This is a genomic window from Streptomyces sp. NPDC102258, from assembly GCF_055584685.1.
The window spans coordinates 1-19418 of sequence record NZ_JBVJLO010000002.1 but is presented as its reverse complement, the minus strand read 5'-3'; the positions used below and the strand labels follow the sequence as shown (position 1 = coordinate 19418).

Here is a 19418-nt window from a genome sequence, read left to right as displayed (position 1 = left end):
CGTACAGGTGACAGGGCACATCGCACAGCTCACCACCACGTGCAGATCCGGACGACGAGGGCGGGAACGGGGCACCCCACACCCGGTGCGAGGGCCGTGCACACCAGCATGGCCCTCGCACCATCTCCCTGCAGCATGCTGCTGCCAGACTCCGGTGAGACGAAATCGCGTTTGTCCACCTTCGGTGAGACACAACGCAACTTCAGCGAGACGAGTCACCTTTCGGGTGTAACCGGGACCGAACCCCCTGACGAGCGGGGCACGGATGTGCTCTGCTGGCCGCGCTCCTCGCGACACGGGGCGCGAAACGGAGCACCGAAGAGGAAGAGACCTTCGTGTGCCGCCACCTTCCGCCTCGTCCCCATCCTGTCCGGCGCCAAGGCCCTCTCCTGCACCTGACCCCGCCCGACACCCCCGCCCGGCCGCGAGCCGACCGCGCGGGCCAGGGCCAGTCATCCCGGATTGGCCTTGGCCCGCGCCCGGCCGGCCCCCCTACCGTCGGCTCCATGCGCATCCGAATCGTCGACGCCTTCACCGACCGCCCCTTCCACGGCAACCCCGCCGCGGTCCTCGTCCTGGACGGGGCCTTCCCCCCGGACCCCTGGCTCCAGCAGGTCGCGGCCGAGGTCAACCTCTCCGAGACCGCGTTCGTGCTGCCCCTGCCGCCCGGCGGTGACGCGGACTGGGCGCTGCGCTGGTTCACCCCGGCCGGCGAGGTCGACCTGTGCGGGCACGCCACCCTCGCGACCGCCCACGTACTGATCGAGAGCGGCCTCGCCCGGGGCCCGGTCCGCTTCGCCGCGCGCTGCGGGATCCTCACCGCCGAGGCGGACGCGGACGGCATGATCACCCTGGACTTCCCGACCTCCTCGCTGACCCCCGTCGAGCCGTCCGCCGAGATCGCCCGCGCCCTGGGCGCCGAGACCGTCTCGGTCCACGACACCGCCGCGCACATCGGCGACCTCCTGGTGGAACTGACCGACGAGCGGACCGTACGGGACCTCACGCCCGACCACGCGGCCCTGCGCGACCGCGCCCGGCGCGGGGTGATCGTCACGGCGCTCGCCGAGGACCCCGCCCGCGGCTACGACTTCGTCTCCCGGGGTTTCTTCCCGCTGCACGGCATCGACGAGGACCCGGTGACGGGCAGCGCCCACACCGCCCTCGCCCCGTTCTGGGCGGCCCGGCTGGGCCGCACCGAGCTGACCGGTCTCCAGGGCGGCGCCCGGCGCGGTCTGGTCCGGGTCAGGCTCGCGGGCGAGCGCACCCTGCTGAGCGGCCGCGCGGTCACCGTGATCGACGGCGAGCTGCTCACCGCCCCGTGAGGCGCGGGCTCACGGCGTGGGCAGCCAGCCCACCTTCCCCGCGAGCAGCGCGTAGCCGCCGAACGCGACGAGGTCGAGCAGTGCGTGGGCGATGACCAGCGGCCCCACCCGGCCCCAGCGGCGGTAGGCCAGGACGAAGACGACGCCCATCACCACGTTGCCGATGAACCCGCCGATGCCCTGGTACAGGTGGTACGAGCCGCGCAGCACGGAGCTCGCCAGCAGCGCGGCCGTCGGCGACCAGCCCAGCCCGCCGAGCCGGCGCAGCAGGTAGGCCAGCACGATGACCTCCTCCACCACGGCGTTCTGCACCGCCGAGAGGATCAGCACCGGGAACTTCCACCACACGTCGGGCAGCGCCTCCGGCACCACCGTCAGATTGAAGCCGGAGGCCCTGGCCAGCAGGTAGAAGGCCAGTCCCGCGCTCCCGATCCCGGCGGCGACCAGGGCGCCCCGGGCCAGGTCGAAGCCGGGACGGGTCCGGTCGAAGCCCAGGGCGCGCAGGCCCGGCGCGCCTTCCCGGGTCAGCAGGTGCGCGACCAGCAGGACGGGCACCAGCGCGGAGGCGATCCCGAACAGCTGCCAGGCCAGGTCGAGCCAGGGCCGCCCGGGTGCGTACGAGCCGTTGAGCGTGGCGGCCTGGTGCTTGAGGCCGCCGGGCTTGGTCAGCGACCCGATGAAGCTGATCAGCGCCGAGACTCCGCTCGCCCCCAGCGACAGCGCGAGGACCAGCAGCGTCTCGGTCCGCAGCAGACCCCGCCGCCCGTCCCCGCGCAGCTCCACGTCCACCGGCTCCGGCTCCGCCCGCACGCCCGACTCCCGTCCTGCCGACCCATGGCGGCATCCTGTTGCGACCACCCCATACTGCCTCCTCGGGGGCCGGACGGGATCACCGGCTCAGCGCCGGACGACGGCGGCGGCGTCCACCTCCCGCTCCGCGGGGCCGACCGGCCAGGTGTGCACGGGGTCGCCCCGGTGCATCAGCTCGCTGTAGCGCCGGGTGGTGGCGGCCAGGGCGGCGTTCCGGTCCAGGCCGCCCGCGAGCGCCCGGTGATAGGTGTCCACCTGCCAGGTGGCGCCGTTGACCCGGCACCGGCAGCGCTCCTCGATGATGCCGAGGTAGCGGTCGCGGTCGGCGGGCTCGATGCCCCAGGCGTCCAGCCCGGCCGCGGCCATCGGCAGCAGCTCCTCCAGCACCAGCCGCACCGCGGACACGCTCGCCAGTCCCCCGGCCCGCCCCCGGCGCGGCCAGCGCAGGCGCGCGTCGATCCCGTACCGGCAGGCCGCGTCGAAGTTGGCCTCCGCCTCCGCGAACGGCAGCCGGCTCCACACCGGGCGCGGCTCGTCCGCGAGGGTCCGTACGAGCCCGTAGTAGAAGGCGGCGTTGGCGACGACATCGGCCACCGTCGGCCCGGCCGGCAGCACCCGGTTCTCCACGCGCAGGTGCGGCACCCCGTCGGCGATCCCGTAGACCGGCCGGTTCCACCGGTAGACGGTGCCGTTGTGCAGCACCAGCTCCTGAAGGTTCGGCACCCCGCCCTCGGCGAGCACCCGCAGCGGCTCCTCCTCGTCGCAGATCGGCAGCAGGGCGGGGAAGAAGCGGACGTTCTCGGCGAACAGCTCGTACGCCGAATCCACCCACCGCTCCCCGAACCAGGTGCGCGGCCGCACCCCCTGCGCCTGGAGTTCGGGGGGCCGGGTGTCGGTGGCCTGGGTGAACAGCGGCGGCCGCGATTCGCGCCACAGCTCCCGCCCGAACAGGAACGGCGAGTTGGCGCCCACCGCTATCTGCACGGCGGTCACCGCCTGCGCCGCGTTCCACACGTCCGCGAACCGGGCCGGGGTGACCTGGAGGTGCAGCTGTACGGAGGTGCAGGCGGCCTCCGGCACGATCGACCCGGTACTCCAGGTCAGCCGCTCGACCCCGTCGATGTCGAGCGTGAAGTCCTCCCCCCGCATCATCAGGATCTGCTCGTTGAGCAGCGAGTAGCGGTCCACGGCCGAGAGGTTGGCCGGCGCCAGATCGGCGCGCGCCAGCGTCGGCAGGATTCCGATCATCACCACACCCGCGTCGATCGCGGCGGCCTGCCGGTGGGCGTAGTGCAGTCCGGCGCTCAGCTCCTCGGCGAGCTGGTCGAATACCCGTCCGCCGAGCCGGTGCGGGAGTACGTTGACCTCCAGATTGAACATTCCGAGTTCGGTCTGGAAATCGGGGCTGGCAATCCGCTCCAGCACCTGTGCATTCACCATGCGCGGCAAACCGTCGGCACCCGCCAGATTCAGCTCGATCTCCAGCCCCATCATGTTCTTGGGACGATCGAACCTCTTCTCCGCCAGAAGCCGCTCCAGCCCCTCAAGGCACTCGTGAAGCTTCCTCCGATACCGATGCCGATCGGACAGGTCGAATCCGCCTGCCACGACCTTCTCCCCCATCGAATCGTCCCTCCTCCAGTGCCCCGCCCGGTGCCCCCGGGCGCGCGTTACGGTCGATGATGCCCATGCGCCGTGATCGATAACGCCGGGCCGGGCGGTCTGGCGGGGAGCGCGCGCCGGTATGGCGCGAAGGGCGCTTCGGCACATTCACCTGGCAACGCGCCGTATGCAAATTCCGCGTCGACTGTGCCAATTCCGCCTAACCGGCGCTTTCCAGCCGAGCCCCCTTCGGGTAACCTCCGAGGTCAGCGCGGCCCGTCCGCGCCTGACCGGCATGAATACCATGCCAGCGGGTCCGGTAAGCACCTTGTCGGCCATAGCCGGGACAGGTAGCCGAAACACCGCGTGAACAGAGGTCGTATAAACTCCGCAAACGAGGCAGAGAGTTGGCGCGCGGCCATTGCCCCTCAGCCCTCCTCTGACCCCAGAATGCGACAGCGCCGTCCGTACCTTCCCCCGTACCAGGTCTCCCAAGTGAGAGGCGACCCACCATGCCGCTGCATGTTCCCCCGGCTCCAGCGCCCGCCCTGCGCAGCGTCCTCGCGGCACTCGGTTCCCCCACCGCCGTCCACGAGGCGCACACCCCGTCCCTGCGCGCGATCCAGGGACCGCTCACCGCCGAACTCCCGCTCCCGGTGCACGTGCTCGACCGGCTGAACATGTCGGGCCGCGCGGCCGGCGGCCGCCCGCCGCGCACCCGGCTGACCGGCTGGCGGTTCCTGATCCGCAGCGGCGACCGGTTCGTCGCCGCCGCCGACACCCGGCTGACCCCGGACGGCTGGGCCTTCTCCCATTTCTTCGAGGGCCCCTACGTCGCCGCCACCGAACGCGCGCTGCGCCAGGCCGAGTCGCTCGGCACGGGCTACCAGCCCCGGCTGCTGTCCGTACCGGAGCTGTACATGCTGACCCTGTGGCTGCACGGGGCGGTCGGCGCCGATGCCTCCGCCGGTCTGCCCGCCGCCGCCGACCTGCTGATTCCGCTGGCGCCGGCCCCGCCGGGGATCGCCCCGTACCGGCCGCATCCCGTCTCGGAGCTCCTGCCCGTACTGACCCACCGGCTGATGACCCCTCCGGCCCCACCCGTACCGCCCTCGATCGCCGCGCCGGCGGCCTGAGCCACTGCCCGCCGGTGGCCTGTTCGGCTTGACCCGGTTGGCCCATCCGGCCTAGTCCGCCCGGGCCACCCGCGAACCATCCGAATTGACAGGGGAGTTGGCTTGAACCGCCCGCACGGGTGATGCGTCCTCAATCCATGAGGACAGCTGCCGGGAAATACCTGCGAAGCAGCCGTCATGGGGGAACACTGAGGACATCCTCCCCGCAGGTGCGGGGACGACACAGGGGGACGGCCATGAATCACGCATCGAGCCGTAGCGAACAGACCACACCGCAGCGAAAGAACGCATCCATGTGCCAGCACCAGCCTGCCTGCCCGTCATCAGATTCCGCAGACCGGGAGGCCGCGCGCCCGGTGGCCACCCACCCGGAGCAGGGCTGGAGCCTGCTGTGCAACGGCGTCCTGCTCTTCGAGGACACCGGTGAACTGCTGCCCGACGGCAAGATCATCGCCCCGCACCGCGCGCTCGCCGCGGCCTAGGCGACCTCGTACGGAGCCCCGACGCAAGAGAACACCGGCGCAAGAAGAACACCGGCGCACGCGAGCGAAACGAGCGACCACGAACGAAGGGGCCGGTTCCGGAGCGTGCGCTCCGGAACCGGCCCCTTCATCCCGTCAGGGGATCAGTTGTCGTACTCGTCCAGCGGCGGGCAGGAGCAGACCAGGTTCCGGTCGCCGAAGGCACCGTCGATCCGGCGCACCGGCGGCCAGTACTTCTCGGCGGCCGTGACACCGGCCGGGAAGACGGCCTCGTCCCGGCTGTACGGGTGGTTCCACTCGCCGCCCAGCGCCGCCGCGGTGTGCGGGGCGTTCGCCAGCGGGTTGTCCCCGACCGGCCACTCGCCGCCCGCGACCCGCTCGATCTCGGCCCGGATGGCGATCATCGCGTCGCAGAAACGGTCGATCTCGGCGAGGTCCTCGGACTCCGTCGGCTCGATCATCAGCGTGCCGGCCACCGGGAAGGACATCGTCGGCGCGTGGAAGCCGTAGTCGATCAGACGCTTGGCAATGTCGTCGACGCTCACGCCGGTCGACTTCGTCAGCGGGCGCAGGTCGATGATGCACTCGTGCGCCACCAGGTTGCCCGGACCGGTGTAGAGCACCGGGTAGTGCGGCTCCAGGCGCTTGGCGATGTAGTTGGCGCCGAGCACCGCCACCTGGGTGGCGCGCTTGAGGCCCTCGCCGCCCATCAGGCGGACGTACGACCAGGAGATCGGCAGGATGCCGGCCGAACCCCAGGGGGCGGCCGAGATCGGGCCGACGCCCGTCTCCGGCCCGGCGGTCGGCTGGAGCGGGTGGTTCGGCAGGTACGGGGCCAGGTGCGCCCGGACACCGACCGGGCCGACGCCCGGGCCACCGCCGCCGTGCGGGATGCAGAAGGTCTTGTGCAGGTTCAGGTGCGAGACGTCGCCGCCGAAGTGACCCGGCTTGGCGAGGCCCACCAGCGCGTTCAGGTTGGCACCGTCGACGTAGACCTGGCCGCCGGCCTCGTGCACCTGGGCGCAGATGTCGGCGACGTGCTCCTCGAACACACCGTGCGTGGACGGGTACGTGATCATGAGCACGGCGAGCTGCTCGCGGTACTGCTCGATCTTGGCCCGCAGGTCGTCCGCGTCGACCTCGCCGTCGTCGGCGGTCTTGACGACGACGACCTTCATGCCGGCCATCACGGCGCTGGCCGCGTTGGTGCCGTGCGCGGAGGACGGGATGAGGCAGATGGTGCGCTGCTCGTCGCCGTTCGCCCGGTGGTAGGCGCGGACGGCCAGCAGGCCGGCCAGCTCACCCTGGGAGCCGGCGTTCGGCTGGATCGAGACCTTGTCGTATCCGGTGACTTCGCAGAGACGTTCCTCCAGCTCGGTGATGAGCGTGAGGTAGCCCTCCGCCTGCTCCACCGGGGCGAACGGGTGCAGCTGGCCGAACTCCGGCCAGGTCACCGGCTCCATCTCGGTGGTCGCGTTGAGCTTCATGGTGCAGGAGCCCAGCGGGATCATGCCGCGGTCCAGCGCGTAGTCCTTGTCCGAGAGCTTGCGCAGGTAGCGGAGCATCGCGGTCTCGGAGCGGTGCTGGTGGAAGACCGGGTGGGTCAGGTACGCGTCCGAGCGCAGCAGGCCCTCGGGCAGCGTGTCGGCGGTGACCTCGTCCAGGGCCTCGATGTCGGCGCTGACGCCGAAGGCGGCCCAGACGGCGTCGACGTCGGCGCGCAGGGTGGTCTCGTCACAGGCGACGGAGACGTGGTCGGCGTCCACCTGGAAGAGGTTGACGCCGTTCGCGCGGGCGGCGGCGGCGACCTCGGCGGCCCTGCCGGGCACCCGGGCGGTGACCGTGTCGAAGAAGGAGCCGTGCACCAGCTCGACCCCGCCGGCCGTCAGGCCCGCGGCGAGGAGGGCGGCGTAGCGGTGGGTGCGGCGGGCGATCGTGCGCAGCCCGTCCGGACCGTGGTAGACGGCGTACATGCCGGCCATGACGGCGAGCAGCACCTGCGCGGTACAGATGTTGCTGGTGGCCTTCTCGCGGCGGATGTGCTGCTCGCGGGTCTGCAGGGCCAGGCGGTACGCCTTGTTGCCGTCCGCGTCCACGGAGACGCCGACGAGGCGGCCGGGCAGCGAGCGGGCGTGCTGCTGCTGGACGGCCATGTAGCCGGCGTGCGGGCCGCCGAAGCCCATCGGGACGCCGAAGCGCTGCGTGGTGCCGACCGCGATGTCGGCGCCGAGCTCGCCCGGGGAGGTGAGCAGGGTCAGCGCGAGCAGGTCGGCGCAGACGGTGACGATGGCGCCGAGCCCGTGGGCCTGGTCGATGACGGGCTTGATCGCGCGCACGGCACCGGAGGCGCCCGGGTACTGCAGGAGCACGCCGAAGACGCCGCGCTCGGCGATCTCGGCCGGGATGCCCCCGGACAGGTCGGCGACGACGACCTCGACGCCGATCGGCTCGGCGCGGGTCTCGATCACGGCGATGGTCTGCGGCAGCGCGTCGGCGTCGATCAGGAAGACACCGCCCTTGACCTTGCCCACGCGCCGGGCCAGGGACATGGCCTCGGCGGCGGCGGTGCCCTCGTCCAGCAGGGAGGCACCGGAGGTCGGCAGGCCGGTCAGGTCGGCGACGACGGTCTGGAAGTTGAGCAGCGCCTCCAGGCGGCCCTGCGAGATCTCCGGCTGGTACGGGGTGTACGCCGTGTACCAGGCCGGGTTCTCCATGACGTTGCGCAGGATCACTGGCGGCGTGAAGGTGCCGTAGTAGCCCAGGCCGATCATCGGCGACAGCACCTGGTTGCGGTCCGCGAGCGACCGCAGCTCGGCCAGCACCTCGGCCTCGGTGCGCGCCTCGGGCAGGTTCAGCGCCTCGGCGGTCTTGATCACATCCGGTACCGCGGCGGCGGTGAGCTCGTCAAGGGAGCCGTAGCCCACATGGGCGAGCATCTTGGCCTGCGCCTCGGCGTCGGGGCCGATGTGACGCTGCTCGAAGGGGATGCCTCGCTCCAGCTGGGAGAGCGGAATGCGGTTGGCGGTCATGACGGAGGCCTCCTGGTCGTATGACCTGCGAGGGGCACCACGGCGCGGGCACCCGGACGGCCTCCCCCTCTGTCATCTCAACCTGAGAGCTTCACCGGGCCTCGCGGGGATCGCCCTTGAGATCCGGTTTTCACCGTCGGTGAGGAGAGGAACCGGTACTGCGTGCCCGGTACCCGCCCCTGCTTTCCAGAGTGGCCTCACCACGTGCGGTACGTATGCCTGAGAGATTCCGGGGAGGATTTGCTCCTTCGGCGCCTCCGTCGAGCTCATTCGGAGGACTCTCCCGCACAGGGTCAACAGCCGTCACCCAGCCTACCAGCGGGGATCTCGCGGCTCCCTCAAGTGGCCCCCTCTGCCTTTATGCACTTTTGTAGTGGTTACGGATGAGTTCCACCACTGCGACCGTACGGAGGGACCGTGCAGACCGACATCGATCCGCGCAGCCTGATCGGCCGCAAGGCGTTCGACCGCAACGGCGCCAAGATCGGCACCGTGGACGAGGTGTACCTCGACGACGCCACGGGCGTACCGGAGTGGGCCGCCGTCCGCACCGGCCTCTTCGGCCGGGACGCCTTCGTCCCCCTGGAGCCCAGCGAGGTGGTGGACGACACCCTGCGGGTGCCCTTCGAACGCTCCCTCATCAAGGACGCCCCCGATTTCGGCGTCGGTCGCCACCTCTCCCCCGAACAGGAGCTGCAGCTCTACCACCACTACGGCCTGGACGTCACCCTCCCCTCGGAGTTCCACCACCCGCCGCCGGAGAAGCGGCCCTAAGCCGTCTCCGCCGGCCGCCCCACCAGGGGCAGCGGGTCGGAGGCCTCCAGTTCGGGGTCGTCCAGCCGGAAGGTACGCACCCGCCCGGGCGGCGTGCCCGGCCCCTCGAACCGTACGGTGACCCGTCCGACCCCGCTGCCCTGCACCCAGCCGGGCCCGTACACCGCGTGCCGTACGTCGCTCCCCGCGGCCCAGTGCCGTACGGGAGCGGCGTCCGCCCCTGGCTCCCCCGGCGCCGCAAGAGCCTCCGGACCCCCGGCGCCCCCCTCGGCCCCGCCGGCCCCAACCGCCTCGTCCGGCGCGGCGGCCCCCTCCGGCACACCCTCCCCGGCCTCCCCGCCCGCGCCGGCCTCGGCGCCGAGCGCCTGGGCGAACAGGTCCTCCTGGGTGTAGTCAGCGAGCCCCGTCACGCCGACGCCCAGCAGCCGGACCCCGCCGGTGGTGTCCACGCCCTCCAGCAGCCGCGCCGCGGCCTCCCGCACCACCGAGGGGTCGTCGGTCGGCCCCCGCAGGGTCTCGGACCGGGTCAGCGTGGAGAAGTCGTAGCGGCGCACCTTCAGGACGATGGTCCGCCCCGAGTGCCCGGAGGCGCGCAGCCGCCCCACGCACCGGTCGGCGAGCCGCTGCACCTCCCCGCGGATCCGGACCCGGTCGTGCAGGTCCACGTCGAAGGTGTCCTCCACGGACACCGACTTCGCGTCCCGCTCGGCGACCACCGGCCGGTCGTCCAGCCCGAGCGCCATCCGGTACAGGCCGACCCCGTGGGCCCGCCCCACCATCCGCACCAGCTCGTCCTCGCCCGCCTCGGCCAGCTCCCCGACGGTGGTGATCCCGGCCCGCCGCAGGTGCTCCCCGGTGGCCGGCCCCACCCCGGGCAGCGTCCGTACCGACATCGGCGCGAGGAGTTCCCGTTCGGTGCCGGGTTCGATCAGCAGCAGCCCGTCCGGCTTGGCCTCCTCCGAGGCGACCTTGGCCAGCATCTTCGACCCGGCCAGCCCCACCGATCCGCTCAGCCCCGTCGCGGCCGTGATGTCCGCCCGCAGCCGCTCCCCCGCCGCGCGGGCGCTCGCCGCGTCGAAGGCCGTGCCCCCCGCCTCCAGATCCACGAAGGCCTCGTCCAGGCTGAGCGGCTCCACCAGCGGCGACAGCTCCCGCAGCAGGCCCATGACGGTCTCGCTGACCTCCCGGTAGAGGCTGAAGCGGGGGATCAGATAGGCGCCGTTCGGGCAGAGCCGGCGGGCCTGGGCGGTCGGCATCGCCGAATGCACCCCGAAGCGCCGGGCCTCGTACGAGGCGGTGGCCACCACCCCGCGCGGCCCGAGGCCCCCGACGATGACGGCCTTGCCCCGCAGGCTGGGCTTCGACGCCTGCTCGACCGAGGCGTAGAAGGCGTCCATGTCCAGGTGCATGATGGTCGGGGCGGCTCTCACCGCACCGATGCTGCCCTACGCCACTGACAACGCGGTGACGTGCGCCCGCGCGCCGGTCAGACGGCCCGGTTGCGGCGCGCGGCCAGCTCGTCGGCGGGGTTGTGGCCCACCAGGGTCTCCCCGGTGTCCACGCGCTCCCCGTGCAGCTGCGACAGGGCGTTCTCCACGTCCCGCCACACCACGCCCACGGCGATCCCGAACACGCCCTGGCCGCCCTCCAGCAGGCTCACGACCTGGTCCGGGGACGTGCACTCGTACACGGTCGCGCCGTCGCTCATCAGGGTCATCCGGCCGAGATCGGAAAAGCCCCGGTCGCGCAGGTGCTGGACTGCGGTGCGGATGTTCTGCAGTGCCACCCCGGTGTCCAGGAAGCGCTTGACGATCTTGAGGACGACCACGTCGCGGAAGCTGTAGAGCCGCTGCGTGCCGGACCCGTACGCGGCCCGCACGCTGGGCTCCACCAGCCCGGTCCGCGCCCAGTAGTCGAGCTGCCGGTAGGTGATCCCGGCGGCGGCGCACGCCGTCGGTCCCCGGTAGCCGACCTGCTCGGACGCCGGGGCCTCGTTCACCGGTCCGACCGGCGTCGACGCAGGCTGACGGTGCGCGGAACCCGCCGCGCCGCCGTGCAGCGCGTACGGCCCACCATCACTCCGTGCGGGGGTGCCCCCGGTCGTACCGTCGCCCGTGATCCTCACGCCGACCCTCCGTCCTTGACCTGCCCCCTCGAAGGTAGGCAGTGACCAGGGGTGCGTCAACGATCGCCACACTCGGCACGCCGAGTGATAATCACCCTGAGAGTGGTTTCCCGTACCCCATTGCGGGGAAAGGCTACTCGAATGGGCTGAAAGTTCCCGGTGGGTGACGCGGCCCGCGTTTCGCCGCGGTCACCGCCTCCCCGCCCGGCCTACTGCTGCGGGCCGGTGCCGAAGTCCTCGGGCGAGATCTGGTCGAGGAACTCGCGGAACTTCTCCACCTCATCCTCCTGCTCGTCGGGAATGGCGATTCCGGCGTCGTCGAGCACACCGTCACTGCCGTAGATCGGCGTCCCCGTGCGCAGGGCCAGCGCTATGGCGTCCGACGGCCGCGCGCTCACCTCGACCCCGCTCGCGAAGACAAGCTCCGCGTAGAAGACGCCCTCCCGCAGATCCGTGATCCGGACCTCGGTGAGCTCCTCACCGACCGCCTCCAGCACGTCCTTGAACAGGTCGTGCGTCAGCGGCCGGGCAGGGGCCATCCCCTGCTGCGCGAAGGCAATGGCGGTCGCCTCCCCAGGACCGATCCAGATGGGGAGGTACCGGTCGCCTCCCACTTCACGCAGGAGCACGATCGGTTGGTTGGAGGGCATTTCCACCCGGACACCCACAACGTCGAGCTCGTTCACACAGCAACCCTAGGACCTGCCCGGCCGGTTTGGGTAGTCGGGGCCCCCGGGCGGCCCCTCCGGTCAGCGCAGCCGGACGCCGAGGGCCGTCTGTACGAGGGCTTCGTGGAGCCGTACGGAGAGCCCCGCGAGCTCCTTCATGGTGGCCTCGGCGTGCGCCCGGGTCTGCGGGTTGCGGTGCCGGCGCAGCGGCGAGACGACCTGTTCCACCAGACCGGCCTCCCGGTCCGCGGCGGCCTTCATGGCACGCAGGTGCCGCGGCTCCAGCCCGAACCGGCCGAGGTCGGCGACGAGCCGGGCCACGGTGACGGTCTCGGCGTCGAACCCGCCGCCCGCCGCCTCGGAGATGAGCCCGTACGACTCCCATTCGGCGAGCTGCGCCTCGTCCACCTCGGCGGCGGCGAGCAGCTCGGCCCGGCCGACCCGGGCCACGGTGGGCCGCACCCGGCCCACCTCCCCGTACAGGGCGGCGGGACCGGCCGGGTCCAGCGCCTCCCCGTGCGCGGCGGGCCCGGGGATGCGGATCTGCTCGCCCCGGTCGAGGGCGTCGAGCTGCTCCCGGATGACCTTCAGCGGCAGGTAGTGGTCGCGCTGGAGCCGCAGGATCCGGCCCAGCCGTTCCACGTCGGCTGCGCTGAACTTGCGGTATCCCGAAGGTGTGCGCACGGGCTCGACGAGCCCCTCCGCCTCCAGGAAGCGGATCTTCGAAATGGTGACGTCGGGGAACTCGTCGCGCAGCATGGTCAGCACCGTTCCGATGCTCACCAGCCGCCCGGTACTGCCGGCGGTGCCGTTCTTCGGGGCACCGCCGGTCGGGGTACGCAGCATGGGACCTTCCCTCGGGTTCCCCCGGACGGTGTCCGGGGGAGGGTCAGACGCCCCGCAGGCTCGCGTAGAAGACCAGCCGGTACTTGCCGATCTGCACTTCGTCGCCGTTGTGCAGGGCGACCGAGTCGATCGGCTCACGGTTCACGTACGTGCCGTTGAGGCTGCCCACGTCGGAGACGGTGAAGCCACCGTCCTGGCCCCGGCGGAAGTCGACATGGCGCCGGGAGACGGTGACGTCGTCCAGGAAGATGTCGCTCTGCGGGTGCCGGCCCGCCGTGGTCAGTTCGCCGTCCAGCAGGAAGCGGCTGCCGGAGTTGGGACCGCGCCGCACGATCAGCAGGGCGGAACCGGGCGGCAGCGCTTCCACCGCGGCCTGGGCCTCGGGGGACAGCGAAGACGACGCGTGCGCTTGTCCGGACACCTCGGCCTCGTAGGCTTCGAGCCCCGAGATCGAGATGGTGGACGTGGTCTCCGAGGCACGCTCCGGCGTGAGACCCGGCCGCAGCGGCGCCCCGCAGTTGGAACAGAAGCGGCTGGCCGCATCGCTGCGGTGGCCACACCTGCTGCAAACCTGCTCGGCCGACATGGACGGCTCCTCGCGCCGCGGCTGCCCCGCGGAGGCGTTGGTGGCATACGGGTCGGGCGTAAACCCTCCACCCGCACTTGAGGTTGACGGTTCACCGAAACCTATGCGCCCGGAACCGGCCTGGTCAACGGCCGACGCGCCCCGTGCGCCCGAAATGTCTCCCGAACCGGCCACCTCGTCACGGAAGAGCGGCCGGTCGCCCTGCCCTTCCCCGTCGCCGTGCCCCGCACGGTGGCGTGCCGTACCGCTTTCCTCGCGGTTCTTCTTGCCGAACAACTTCTCAAACAACTTCACGGGCGATTCCCCTTGCCGAAACAGACCCGCCCGTGGGGCAGGACGAACTCTGCATGCACACACCTGCCGACCCGGACATCCTCACAACGTCCGTAACCACCAGACAGTTTCCACCACGCACCGCGACTTCCGTGCGTCGACCCCCCGCAGGCATCCGCCCACGTGAGCCGGTCCACATTCCGCTCCGCGTCACGACGATGACGACCGAGCGTAGTCAGGCTGCTTCGCAGCCCGCAAGGCGTCCACAACGATCTTCGCCGACCGTGTGACGGCGACCGTGGCCTGTTCCTTCTCCATGGTCTGCACGACACCGCCCGGAATGTTGAGCGCCGGCTCCAGATCCTGCGGTTTGCCGATCACCCTGAACTCATAGGGTTGTGTGATCTTCTTACCGTCGATCGCGACCCCTCCGCCCTCGTCCGAGAAGTACGAGCCCGCCACGACGCGCACGCCGTTGATCTGGATCGCCTCGGCCCCGGCCGCCCTCAGCTCCTGCAACGTGTCCAGCAGCTGGTCGGAGCGCACCTGGCCCTTGGTGTCGGTGATCCGGAGCGTGATCCCCGGCCCCTGAGCGGCCACGGTACCGGCCAGGATGCCCAGTTGCCGTTCCTTCTCCACCGTCTGCCGACGCGCCTCTTCCGCCTGGTTCGAGCTGCTCTCCAGCTCCTTGCGCTGGTCCTCCAGCTTCTGCTTCTCGTCCTCCAGGCGTTTGGTCCGCCCGTCCAGCTCGTCGAGGATCCGCACCAGGTCCTCCTGCCGGGCACCGCGCAGCGGCGCGCTGGAGTCGCTGTTGGACCGTACCTGGATCGCGAGCCCGAGGCCCAGCACGAAGAGCAGCAGCGCCACGATCAGTTGGGCCCGGCTGATCCGCGGCGGCCACAAACCGGCGGCCAGCCGCTGACGGCCGGTCGGCGCGGGCTCCGCCGCGTCCGCCGGGGGGCGCGGCGGGACGTTCGGCTCCTGCGGCGGGGTGTTCTCCGTACTCATCGGCCTCACGCCCGGAAGACGTGCCGGCGGATGGCCGCGGCGTTGGAGAAGATCCGGATGCCGAGGACGACGACCACACCCGTCGACAGCTGCGAGCCGACCCCCAGCTTGTCACCGAGGAAGACGATCAGCGCGGCCACGACCACGTTCGACAGGAACGACACCACGAAGACCTTGTCGACGAAGATGCCGTCCAGCATCGCGCGCAGGCCGCCGAACACCGCGTCCAGCGCGGCCACCACGGCGATCGGCAGATAAGGCTCCACCACGGCCGGCACCTCGGGGCGGACCAGCAGTCCGACCACCACTCCGGCCACGAGGCCCAGTACCGCGATCACGATGCACCCTTCTTCGGCTCTACTGCTGTAGCTGTGTGGACGGTCAGGCTCGACGCGGCCGGCAGCTTCACCTCGTCCATGGCGGACAGGGTGGAGCGGATTCCGTAGCTCTCCTGCAGAACGTGCAGGTACTGGCCGTCCACGGAGTCCTGGAAGGCGGTGCCCAGCCGTTTCTTGTCCCCCACCGCGAGGACCTCGTACGGCGGCACCAGTGGCCTGTTGTCGACCAGTATCGCGTCACCGGCGGCCCGGATCGCCGACAGCGACGTGAGCCGCTGCCCGTTGATCGACACGGCCTCCGCTCCCGCCTGCCACAGACCGTTGACGATCCGCTGCATGTCCCGGTCACGGACCCGGCCGGTGTCCGAGAACCCGGCGCTCTCGCGCGGGCCGCCACCGCCGCCCGACGAAGATCCCTTCGCGTCGTCCACCACCAGCTTGACGCCCGGGCCACGCACTTCGGTTGCACCCGACAGCAGGGCGAGCAGCCCGGCCCGGTCACCGCCGGGCTGCTGGAGCGCGGCGTCCTGGCGGTCCGCGACCTCGCCGCGCAGCCGCTCGACGTCCCGCTCCAGGCCGTTGGCGTGCCCGTCGGCCCGCTCGACCCGGTCGATCAGCTCCTGGCGCTCCTTGGCCAGCACCGGCGCCGCCACCCGCGCCTGGGCGGCGCCGAGGGTGACGACCATCGCCGCGAGCACGAGCCCGCCAGCCAGCGCCAGCTTGGCCTTGAGGGTGCGGGGCAGGCCCGCCGTACCGTCCGCCCGGCGCCGGGCGGACGCTTCCGCGTAGCCCTCGTCGAGACTGTGGTCCATCACGTGCGTCAGCAGCGACATGGAAGCGTCCGGGCGCGCGGGCGGCGTGGCCGAACTCCGGTTGTTGGGCGGCTGCGACATGCCGCACATCGTCGCATGTCGCCGCCACCCGTACCGAACGCGCCCGTCGGCGGGCCGGGCCGGGTCGCTGCCCGTGCCCGGCCCGCCGACGGCCGTGCCCCTCTGCGTTTCCCCGCGCGGGGCGCCGGTCAGTGCTCGCCCGCGCCTTCCACCACCGCGCCCCACTCGTCCAGCAGGGTCTGCGCGGACGCGTCGTCGGGGCCCTCGGCCCACAGGTGGGTGACCGCCTCCGCCGGGTCCGGCAGGACCAGCACCCACCGGCCGTCGGCCTCGACCACGCGCACCCCGTCCGTGGTGTCCACCTGCCGATCCCCGGCCGCCTCCACGACCCGCCGCATGACGAGCCCCTTCGTCGCCCACGGGGTCGGCACGTCCCGCTTGATCACGTGCGCGCGCGGGATGCGCGCGTCGATCTGGCTCAGGGTGAGCTGGGTGCGCGCCACGAGCCCGATGAGCTGCACGAAGGCGGCCGACCCGTCGAAGACGCTGCTGAACTCCGGAACGATGTACCCGCCCCGGCCGTCGCCGCCGAAGATCGTGGTCTCCTCGCGGCCCACCCGGGTCAGGTCGTCCGGCGAGGTCGTCGTCCACTCCACCTGCGTGCCGTGGTACGCCGCCACCTGCTCGGCGACCCGCGTGGTGGTCACCGGCAGCGCCACCTTGCCGCTGCGCTTCTCCGCGGCCACCAGGTCGAGCAGCACCAGCAGCGCCCGGTCGTCCTCGATGATCCGGCCACGCTCGTCGACCAGCGAGATCCGCTCGCCCACCGGGTCGAAGCGCACCCCGAAGGCCGCCCGCGCCGAGGCCACGATCTCCCCGAGCCGCACCAGCCCGGCCCGCCGGGACTCACGGGTCTCGGTCGGCCTGGACTCGTCGAGACCGGGGTTGATCGTCAGCGCGTCCACCCCGAGCCGGCCCAGCAGGCTGGGCAGGACCAGACCGGCGCTGCCGTTGGAGGCGTCCACGACGACCTTGAGCCCGGAATCCGCGATCCCCGTCGTGTCCACCCGCCGAAGCAGGGAGCCCGTGTACGAGTCGAAGACGCTGGACGGGAACTGCAGGTCACCGATCTCGCCCGGGAACGCGCGCCGGTACTCCTGGCGGGCGTAGACCCGGTCCAGCTTGCGCTGCTGCGCCTGGGAGAGGTCCGCTCCGCGCTCGTCCAGGAACATGATGTCGACCGAGTCCGGCACCCCGGGAGAGGTCCTGATCATGATCCCGCCCGCGGCCCCGCGGGCCGTCTGCTGGCGGGCGACCGGCAGCGGTACGTTCTCCAGGTCCCGGACGTCGATGGCGCTGGCCTGGAGGGCCGAGATCACGGCCCGCTTGAGGGCTCTCGCGCCCCGGGAGTGGTCACGGGCCGTGGTGACGATCGCCCCCTTCTTCAGGGTCGTCGCGTAGGCACCCGCGAGCTTGACCACCAGCTCGGGAGTGATCTCCACGTTCAGGATCCCGGAGACGCCACGGGCACCGAACAGGTGGGCCTGGCCGCGCGACTCCCAGATGACCGAGGTGTTGACGAAGGCGCCGGCCTCGATGGTCTTGAACGGGTACACCCGTACGTTGCCCTGGACGATCGACTCCTCGCCCACCAGGCACTCGTCACCGATGACGGCCCCGTCCTCGATCCGGGCGGCCCGCATGATGTCGGTGTTCTTGCCGATCACACAGCCGCGCAGATTGCTGTGGGGCCCGATGTACACGTTGTCGTGCACGACGGCCTTGTGCAGGAAGGCCCCGCTCTTGACGACGACGTTCGACCCGACGACCGTGTGCTCGCGGATCTCGACGCCGGCCTCGACCTTGGCGTAGTCCCCGACGTACAGCGGTCCGCGCAGCACGGCGTCCGGGCTGACCTCGGCCCCTTCGGCGATCCACACGCCGGGAGAGATCTCGAAGCCGTCCATGTCGACCTGGACCTTGCCTTCGAGCACGTCGGCCTGGGCCTTGACGTAGCTCTCGTGGGTGCCCACGTCCTCCCAGTAGCCCTCGGCGATGTAGCCGTAGATCGGCCGCCCTTCCTTCATCAGCTGCGGGAAGACGTCACCGGACCAGTCGACGGACACATCGGCCTTGACGTAGTCGAAGATCTCCGGCTCCATGACGTAGATGCCGGTGTTGATCGTGTCCGAGAACACCTGGCCCCACGTCGGCTTCTCCAGGAAGCGCTCGACCTTCCCTTCCTCGTCCACGATCGTGATGCCGAATTCCAGCGGATTCGGCACCCGGGTCAGGCACACCGTGACCAGTGCGCCCTTCTCCTTGTGGAAACTGATGAGATCGGTGAGGTCGAAGTCCGTCAGCGCGTCACCGGAGATGACGAGGAAGGTGTCGTCCTTCAAGGCCTCCTCGGCGTTCTTCACGCTGCCGGCGGTGCCGAGGGGCTTCTCCTCGTTGGCGTAAGTGAGCTCCATTCCGAGCTCCTCGCCGTCACCGAAGTAGTTCTTGACGAGCGACGCCAGGAACTGGACGGTAACCACGGTCTCGCTGAGCCCATGGCGCTTGAGCAGCCTGAGCACGTGCTCCATGATCGGCCGGTTGGCCACCGGCAGGAGCGGCTTGGGCATGCTTGAGGTCATGGGGCGAAGCCGCGTACCTTCGCCACCGGCCATCACGACGGCCTTCATGTCGGAAGAGTCCTCCTAGAGAGATGACGGTCTGGCCGACCTCACCCGCCCCGGACGGTGACTCCGCTACTCCTCCGCGTCAGTACCGGCGCCGAGTGAGCTCAATCGGCCGTGGCATCCGCCTTCACCAGACGGCGGACCTGCACCACGTATAGGATTCCTGCCCACCAATAGAGGGTTGTACCCCATCCAGCGAACGCCCATCCGAAAACGGACGCCGCCCAGGCGAGCCAGCCGGTGCCGTCACTCAGCAGCAGCAAGGGGAAGGCGTACATCAGATTGAAGGTGGCGGCCTTCCCGAGGAAGTTCACCTGGGGCGGCGGATAGCCGTGCCGGCGCAGGATCCACACCATGACCAGCAGCATCGCCTCACGGGCCAGCAGCAGCCCGGTGAGCCACAGGGGCAGGATCTCGCGCCAGGTCAGACCGAACAGCGTGGTGAGGACGTAGAGCCGGTCCGCGGCCGGGTCCAGCAGCCGCCCCAGATTGCTGATCTGATTCCAGCGCCGGGCGAGTTTCCCGTCGAGGTAGTCACTGACCCCGCTGAACATGAGAACGGCCAGCGCCCACCCGTCGTGCCCGGCGAGGATCAGCCAGAGGAACAGGGGCACGCCGGCGAGACGAGCCATGCTCAGGATGTTCGGAATGGTGAAAATTCGGTCAGTCTGAACCCGAGTCTCCTGGACCTCCACCCGGGGGCCTCCACTGTGACGCTAGAAATGGTCGAATCGATGCCCCCTGACCCTACAGGAGTCCGCGAGCGGCCCGATCGGCCCCGGAACGCAGAAAAGCCCCGCACCGAACCCTGAAGGGCTGGTGCGGGGCTATCCCACAATAATTGTTCGGCGGCGTCCTACTCTCCCACAGGGTCCCCCCTGCAGTACCATCGGCGCTGA

General features: G+C 71.1%; 16 protein-coding genes, 1 pseudogene and 1 riboswitch. Of the genes and pseudogenes, 4 read left to right on the top strand and 13 right to left on the bottom strand.

All coding sequences use genetic code 11. The features are described from left to right. The first annotated feature begins 506 nt into the window (after positions 1 to 506). Positions 507 to 1325 carry a PhzF family phenazine biosynthesis protein gene (locus ACZ6ZT_RS03250; protein WP_469715063.1) on the top strand — a complete coding sequence of 273 codons (819 nt, stop codon included), beginning with the start codon at positions 507 to 509 and terminating at the stop codon, positions 1323 to 1325. Between the two features lie 9 nt (positions 1326 to 1334). Here the strand turns inward: ACZ6ZT_RS03250 and ACZ6ZT_RS03245 are convergent, their stop codons facing one another. Then, positions 1335 to 2135, bottom strand: coding sequence for a CPBP family intramembrane glutamic endopeptidase (locus tag ACZ6ZT_RS03245; protein WP_469715061.1), 801 nt, complete (start codon positions 2133 to 2135; stop codon positions 1335 to 1337). 87 nt (positions 2136 to 2222) lie between these two features. Beyond that, positions 2223 to 3758 carry a glutamate-cysteine ligase family protein gene (locus ACZ6ZT_RS03240; RefSeq protein WP_469715059.1) on the bottom strand — a complete coding sequence of 512 codons (1536 nt, stop codon included), beginning with the start codon at positions 3756 to 3758 and terminating at the stop codon, positions 2223 to 2225. Between the two features lie 491 nt (positions 3759 to 4249). Between ACZ6ZT_RS03240 and ACZ6ZT_RS03235 the strand changes: the two genes are divergently transcribed. Continuing rightward, positions 4250 to 4873, top strand: coding sequence for a hypothetical protein (locus ACZ6ZT_RS03235; RefSeq protein ID WP_469715057.1), 624 nt, complete (start codon positions 4250 to 4252; stop codon positions 4871 to 4873). Between the two features lie 293 nt (positions 4874 to 5166). Next, entirely contained in the window at positions 5167 to 5355 is a 189-nt protein-coding gene (locus ACZ6ZT_RS03230) for a DUF5999 family protein (protein ID WP_469715056.1), read from the top strand. A 143-nt stretch (positions 5356 to 5498) separates the two neighbouring features. On the opposite strand, the gene gcvP is transcribed toward ACZ6ZT_RS03230, so the two are convergent. Next, a complete protein-coding gene (gcvP, locus tag ACZ6ZT_RS03225) occupies positions 5499 to 8384 on the bottom strand; it encodes an aminomethyl-transferring glycine dehydrogenase (RefSeq protein ID WP_469715054.1) in 2886 nt (961 codons plus the stop codon). Between the two features lie 197 nt (positions 8385 to 8581). Next, a riboswitch (glycine riboswitch) is annotated at positions 8582 to 8680 on the bottom strand. 121 nt (positions 8681 to 8801) lie between these two features. Between gcvP and ACZ6ZT_RS03220 the strand changes: the two genes are divergently transcribed. After that, positions 8802 to 9158, top strand: coding sequence for a PRC-barrel domain-containing protein (locus tag ACZ6ZT_RS03220; RefSeq protein ID WP_469715053.1), 357 nt, complete (start codon positions 8802 to 8804; stop codon positions 9156 to 9158). Here ACZ6ZT_RS03220 and ACZ6ZT_RS03215 read toward each other — a convergent pair. The 10 genes and pseudogenes from ACZ6ZT_RS03215 to ACZ6ZT_RS03170 all read right to left on the bottom strand — a co-directional run bounded on the left by ACZ6ZT_RS03215 (position 9155) and on the right by ACZ6ZT_RS03170 (position 19214). Further along, on the bottom strand, positions 9155 to 10588 hold the full coding sequence (locus tag ACZ6ZT_RS03215; RefSeq protein WP_469715051.1) for a DNA polymerase IV: 1434 nt from the start codon (positions 10586 to 10588) through the stop codon (positions 9155 to 9157). The two genes, ACZ6ZT_RS03220 and ACZ6ZT_RS03215, sit on opposite strands and share 4 nt — an antisense overlap. Positions 10589 to 10644: 56 nt before the next feature. Further along, a complete protein-coding gene (locus ACZ6ZT_RS03210) occupies positions 10645 to 11283 on the bottom strand; it encodes a MerR family transcriptional regulator (protein WP_469715050.1) in 639 nt (212 codons plus the stop codon). A 209-nt stretch (positions 11284 to 11492) separates the two neighbouring features. Beyond that, positions 11493 to 11969, bottom strand: a complete 477-nt coding sequence (locus tag ACZ6ZT_RS03205) for a bifunctional nuclease family protein (RefSeq protein WP_042812692.1) — start codon at positions 11967 to 11969, stop codon at positions 11493 to 11495. 63 nt (positions 11970 to 12032) lie between these two features. Continuing rightward, the gene (gene ftsR, locus ACZ6ZT_RS03200; RefSeq protein WP_469715048.1) at positions 12033 to 12797 is read right to left on the bottom strand and encodes a transcriptional regulator FtsR; all 765 of its coding nucleotides are present in this window, start codon (positions 12795 to 12797) and stop codon (positions 12033 to 12035) included. A 43-nt stretch (positions 12798 to 12840) separates the two neighbouring features. Next, a pseudogene (locus ACZ6ZT_RS03195) lies at positions 12841 to 13784 on the bottom strand (FHA domain-containing protein). An 82-nt stretch (positions 13785 to 13866) separates the two neighbouring features. Then, positions 13867 to 14664, bottom strand: coding sequence for a DUF881 domain-containing protein (locus ACZ6ZT_RS03190; protein ID WP_469715047.1), 798 nt, complete (start codon positions 14662 to 14664; stop codon positions 13867 to 13869). A gap of 5 nt (positions 14665 to 14669) precedes the next feature. Beyond that, the gene (locus ACZ6ZT_RS03185; RefSeq protein WP_030158423.1) at positions 14670 to 15002 is read right to left on the bottom strand and encodes a small basic family protein; all 333 of its coding nucleotides are present in this window, start codon (positions 15000 to 15002) and stop codon (positions 14670 to 14672) included. Further along, positions 14999 to 15904 carry a DUF881 domain-containing protein gene (locus ACZ6ZT_RS03180; RefSeq protein ID WP_469715045.1) on the bottom strand — a complete coding sequence of 302 codons (906 nt, stop codon included), beginning with the start codon at positions 15902 to 15904 and terminating at the stop codon, positions 14999 to 15001. Before ACZ6ZT_RS03180 ends, ACZ6ZT_RS03185 begins: the two co-directional genes overlap by 4 nt. Before the next feature lie 119 nt (positions 15905 to 16023). Beyond that, positions 16024 to 18522 (bottom strand): sugar phosphate nucleotidyltransferase, encoded by a 2499-nt coding sequence (locus tag ACZ6ZT_RS03175; RefSeq protein WP_469715044.1) that lies wholly within the window; start codon positions 18520 to 18522, stop codon positions 16024 to 16026. Between the two features lie 101 nt (positions 18523 to 18623). Then, positions 18624 to 19214, bottom strand: coding sequence for a CDP-alcohol phosphatidyltransferase family protein (locus ACZ6ZT_RS03170; RefSeq protein ID WP_469715043.1), 591 nt, complete (start codon positions 19212 to 19214; stop codon positions 18624 to 18626). Positions 19215 to 19418 lie beyond the last annotated feature (204 nt).

Excerpts from the sequence above, each read along its gene's own strand:
- ftsR (WP_469715048.1), bottom strand. The coding sequence starts at position 12,797 with ATGCTGCGTACCCCGACCGGCGGTGCCCCGAAGAACGGCACCGCCGGC.
- gcvP (WP_469715054.1), bottom strand. The coding sequence starts at position 8,384 with ATGACCGCCAACCGCATTCCGCTCTCCCAGCTGGAGCGAGGCATCCCC.
- ACZ6ZT_RS03190 (WP_469715047.1), bottom strand. The coding sequence starts at position 14,664 with ATGAGTACGGAGAACACCCCGCCGCAGGAGCCGAACGTCCCGCCGCGC.
- ACZ6ZT_RS03240 (WP_469715059.1), bottom strand. The coding sequence starts at position 3,758 with ATGGGGGAGAAGGTCGTGGCAGGCGGATTCGACCTGTCCGATCGGCAT.
- ACZ6ZT_RS03235 (WP_469715057.1), top strand. The coding sequence starts at position 4,250 with ATGCCGCTGCATGTTCCCCCGGCTCCAGCGCCCGCCCTGCGCAGCGTC.
- ACZ6ZT_RS03250 (WP_469715063.1), top strand. The coding sequence starts at position 507 with ATGCGCATCCGAATCGTCGACGCCTTCACCGACCGCCCCTTCCACGGC.
- ACZ6ZT_RS03175 (WP_469715044.1), bottom strand. The coding sequence starts at position 18,522 with ATGAAGGCCGTCGTGATGGCCGGTGGCGAAGGTACGCGGCTTCGCCCC.
- ACZ6ZT_RS03230 (WP_469715056.1), top strand. The coding sequence starts at position 5,167 with ATGTGCCAGCACCAGCCTGCCTGCCCGTCATCAGATTCCGCAGACCGG.
- ACZ6ZT_RS03180 (WP_469715045.1), bottom strand. The coding sequence starts at position 15,904 with ATGTGCGGCATGTCGCAGCCGCCCAACAACCGGAGTTCGGCCACGCCG.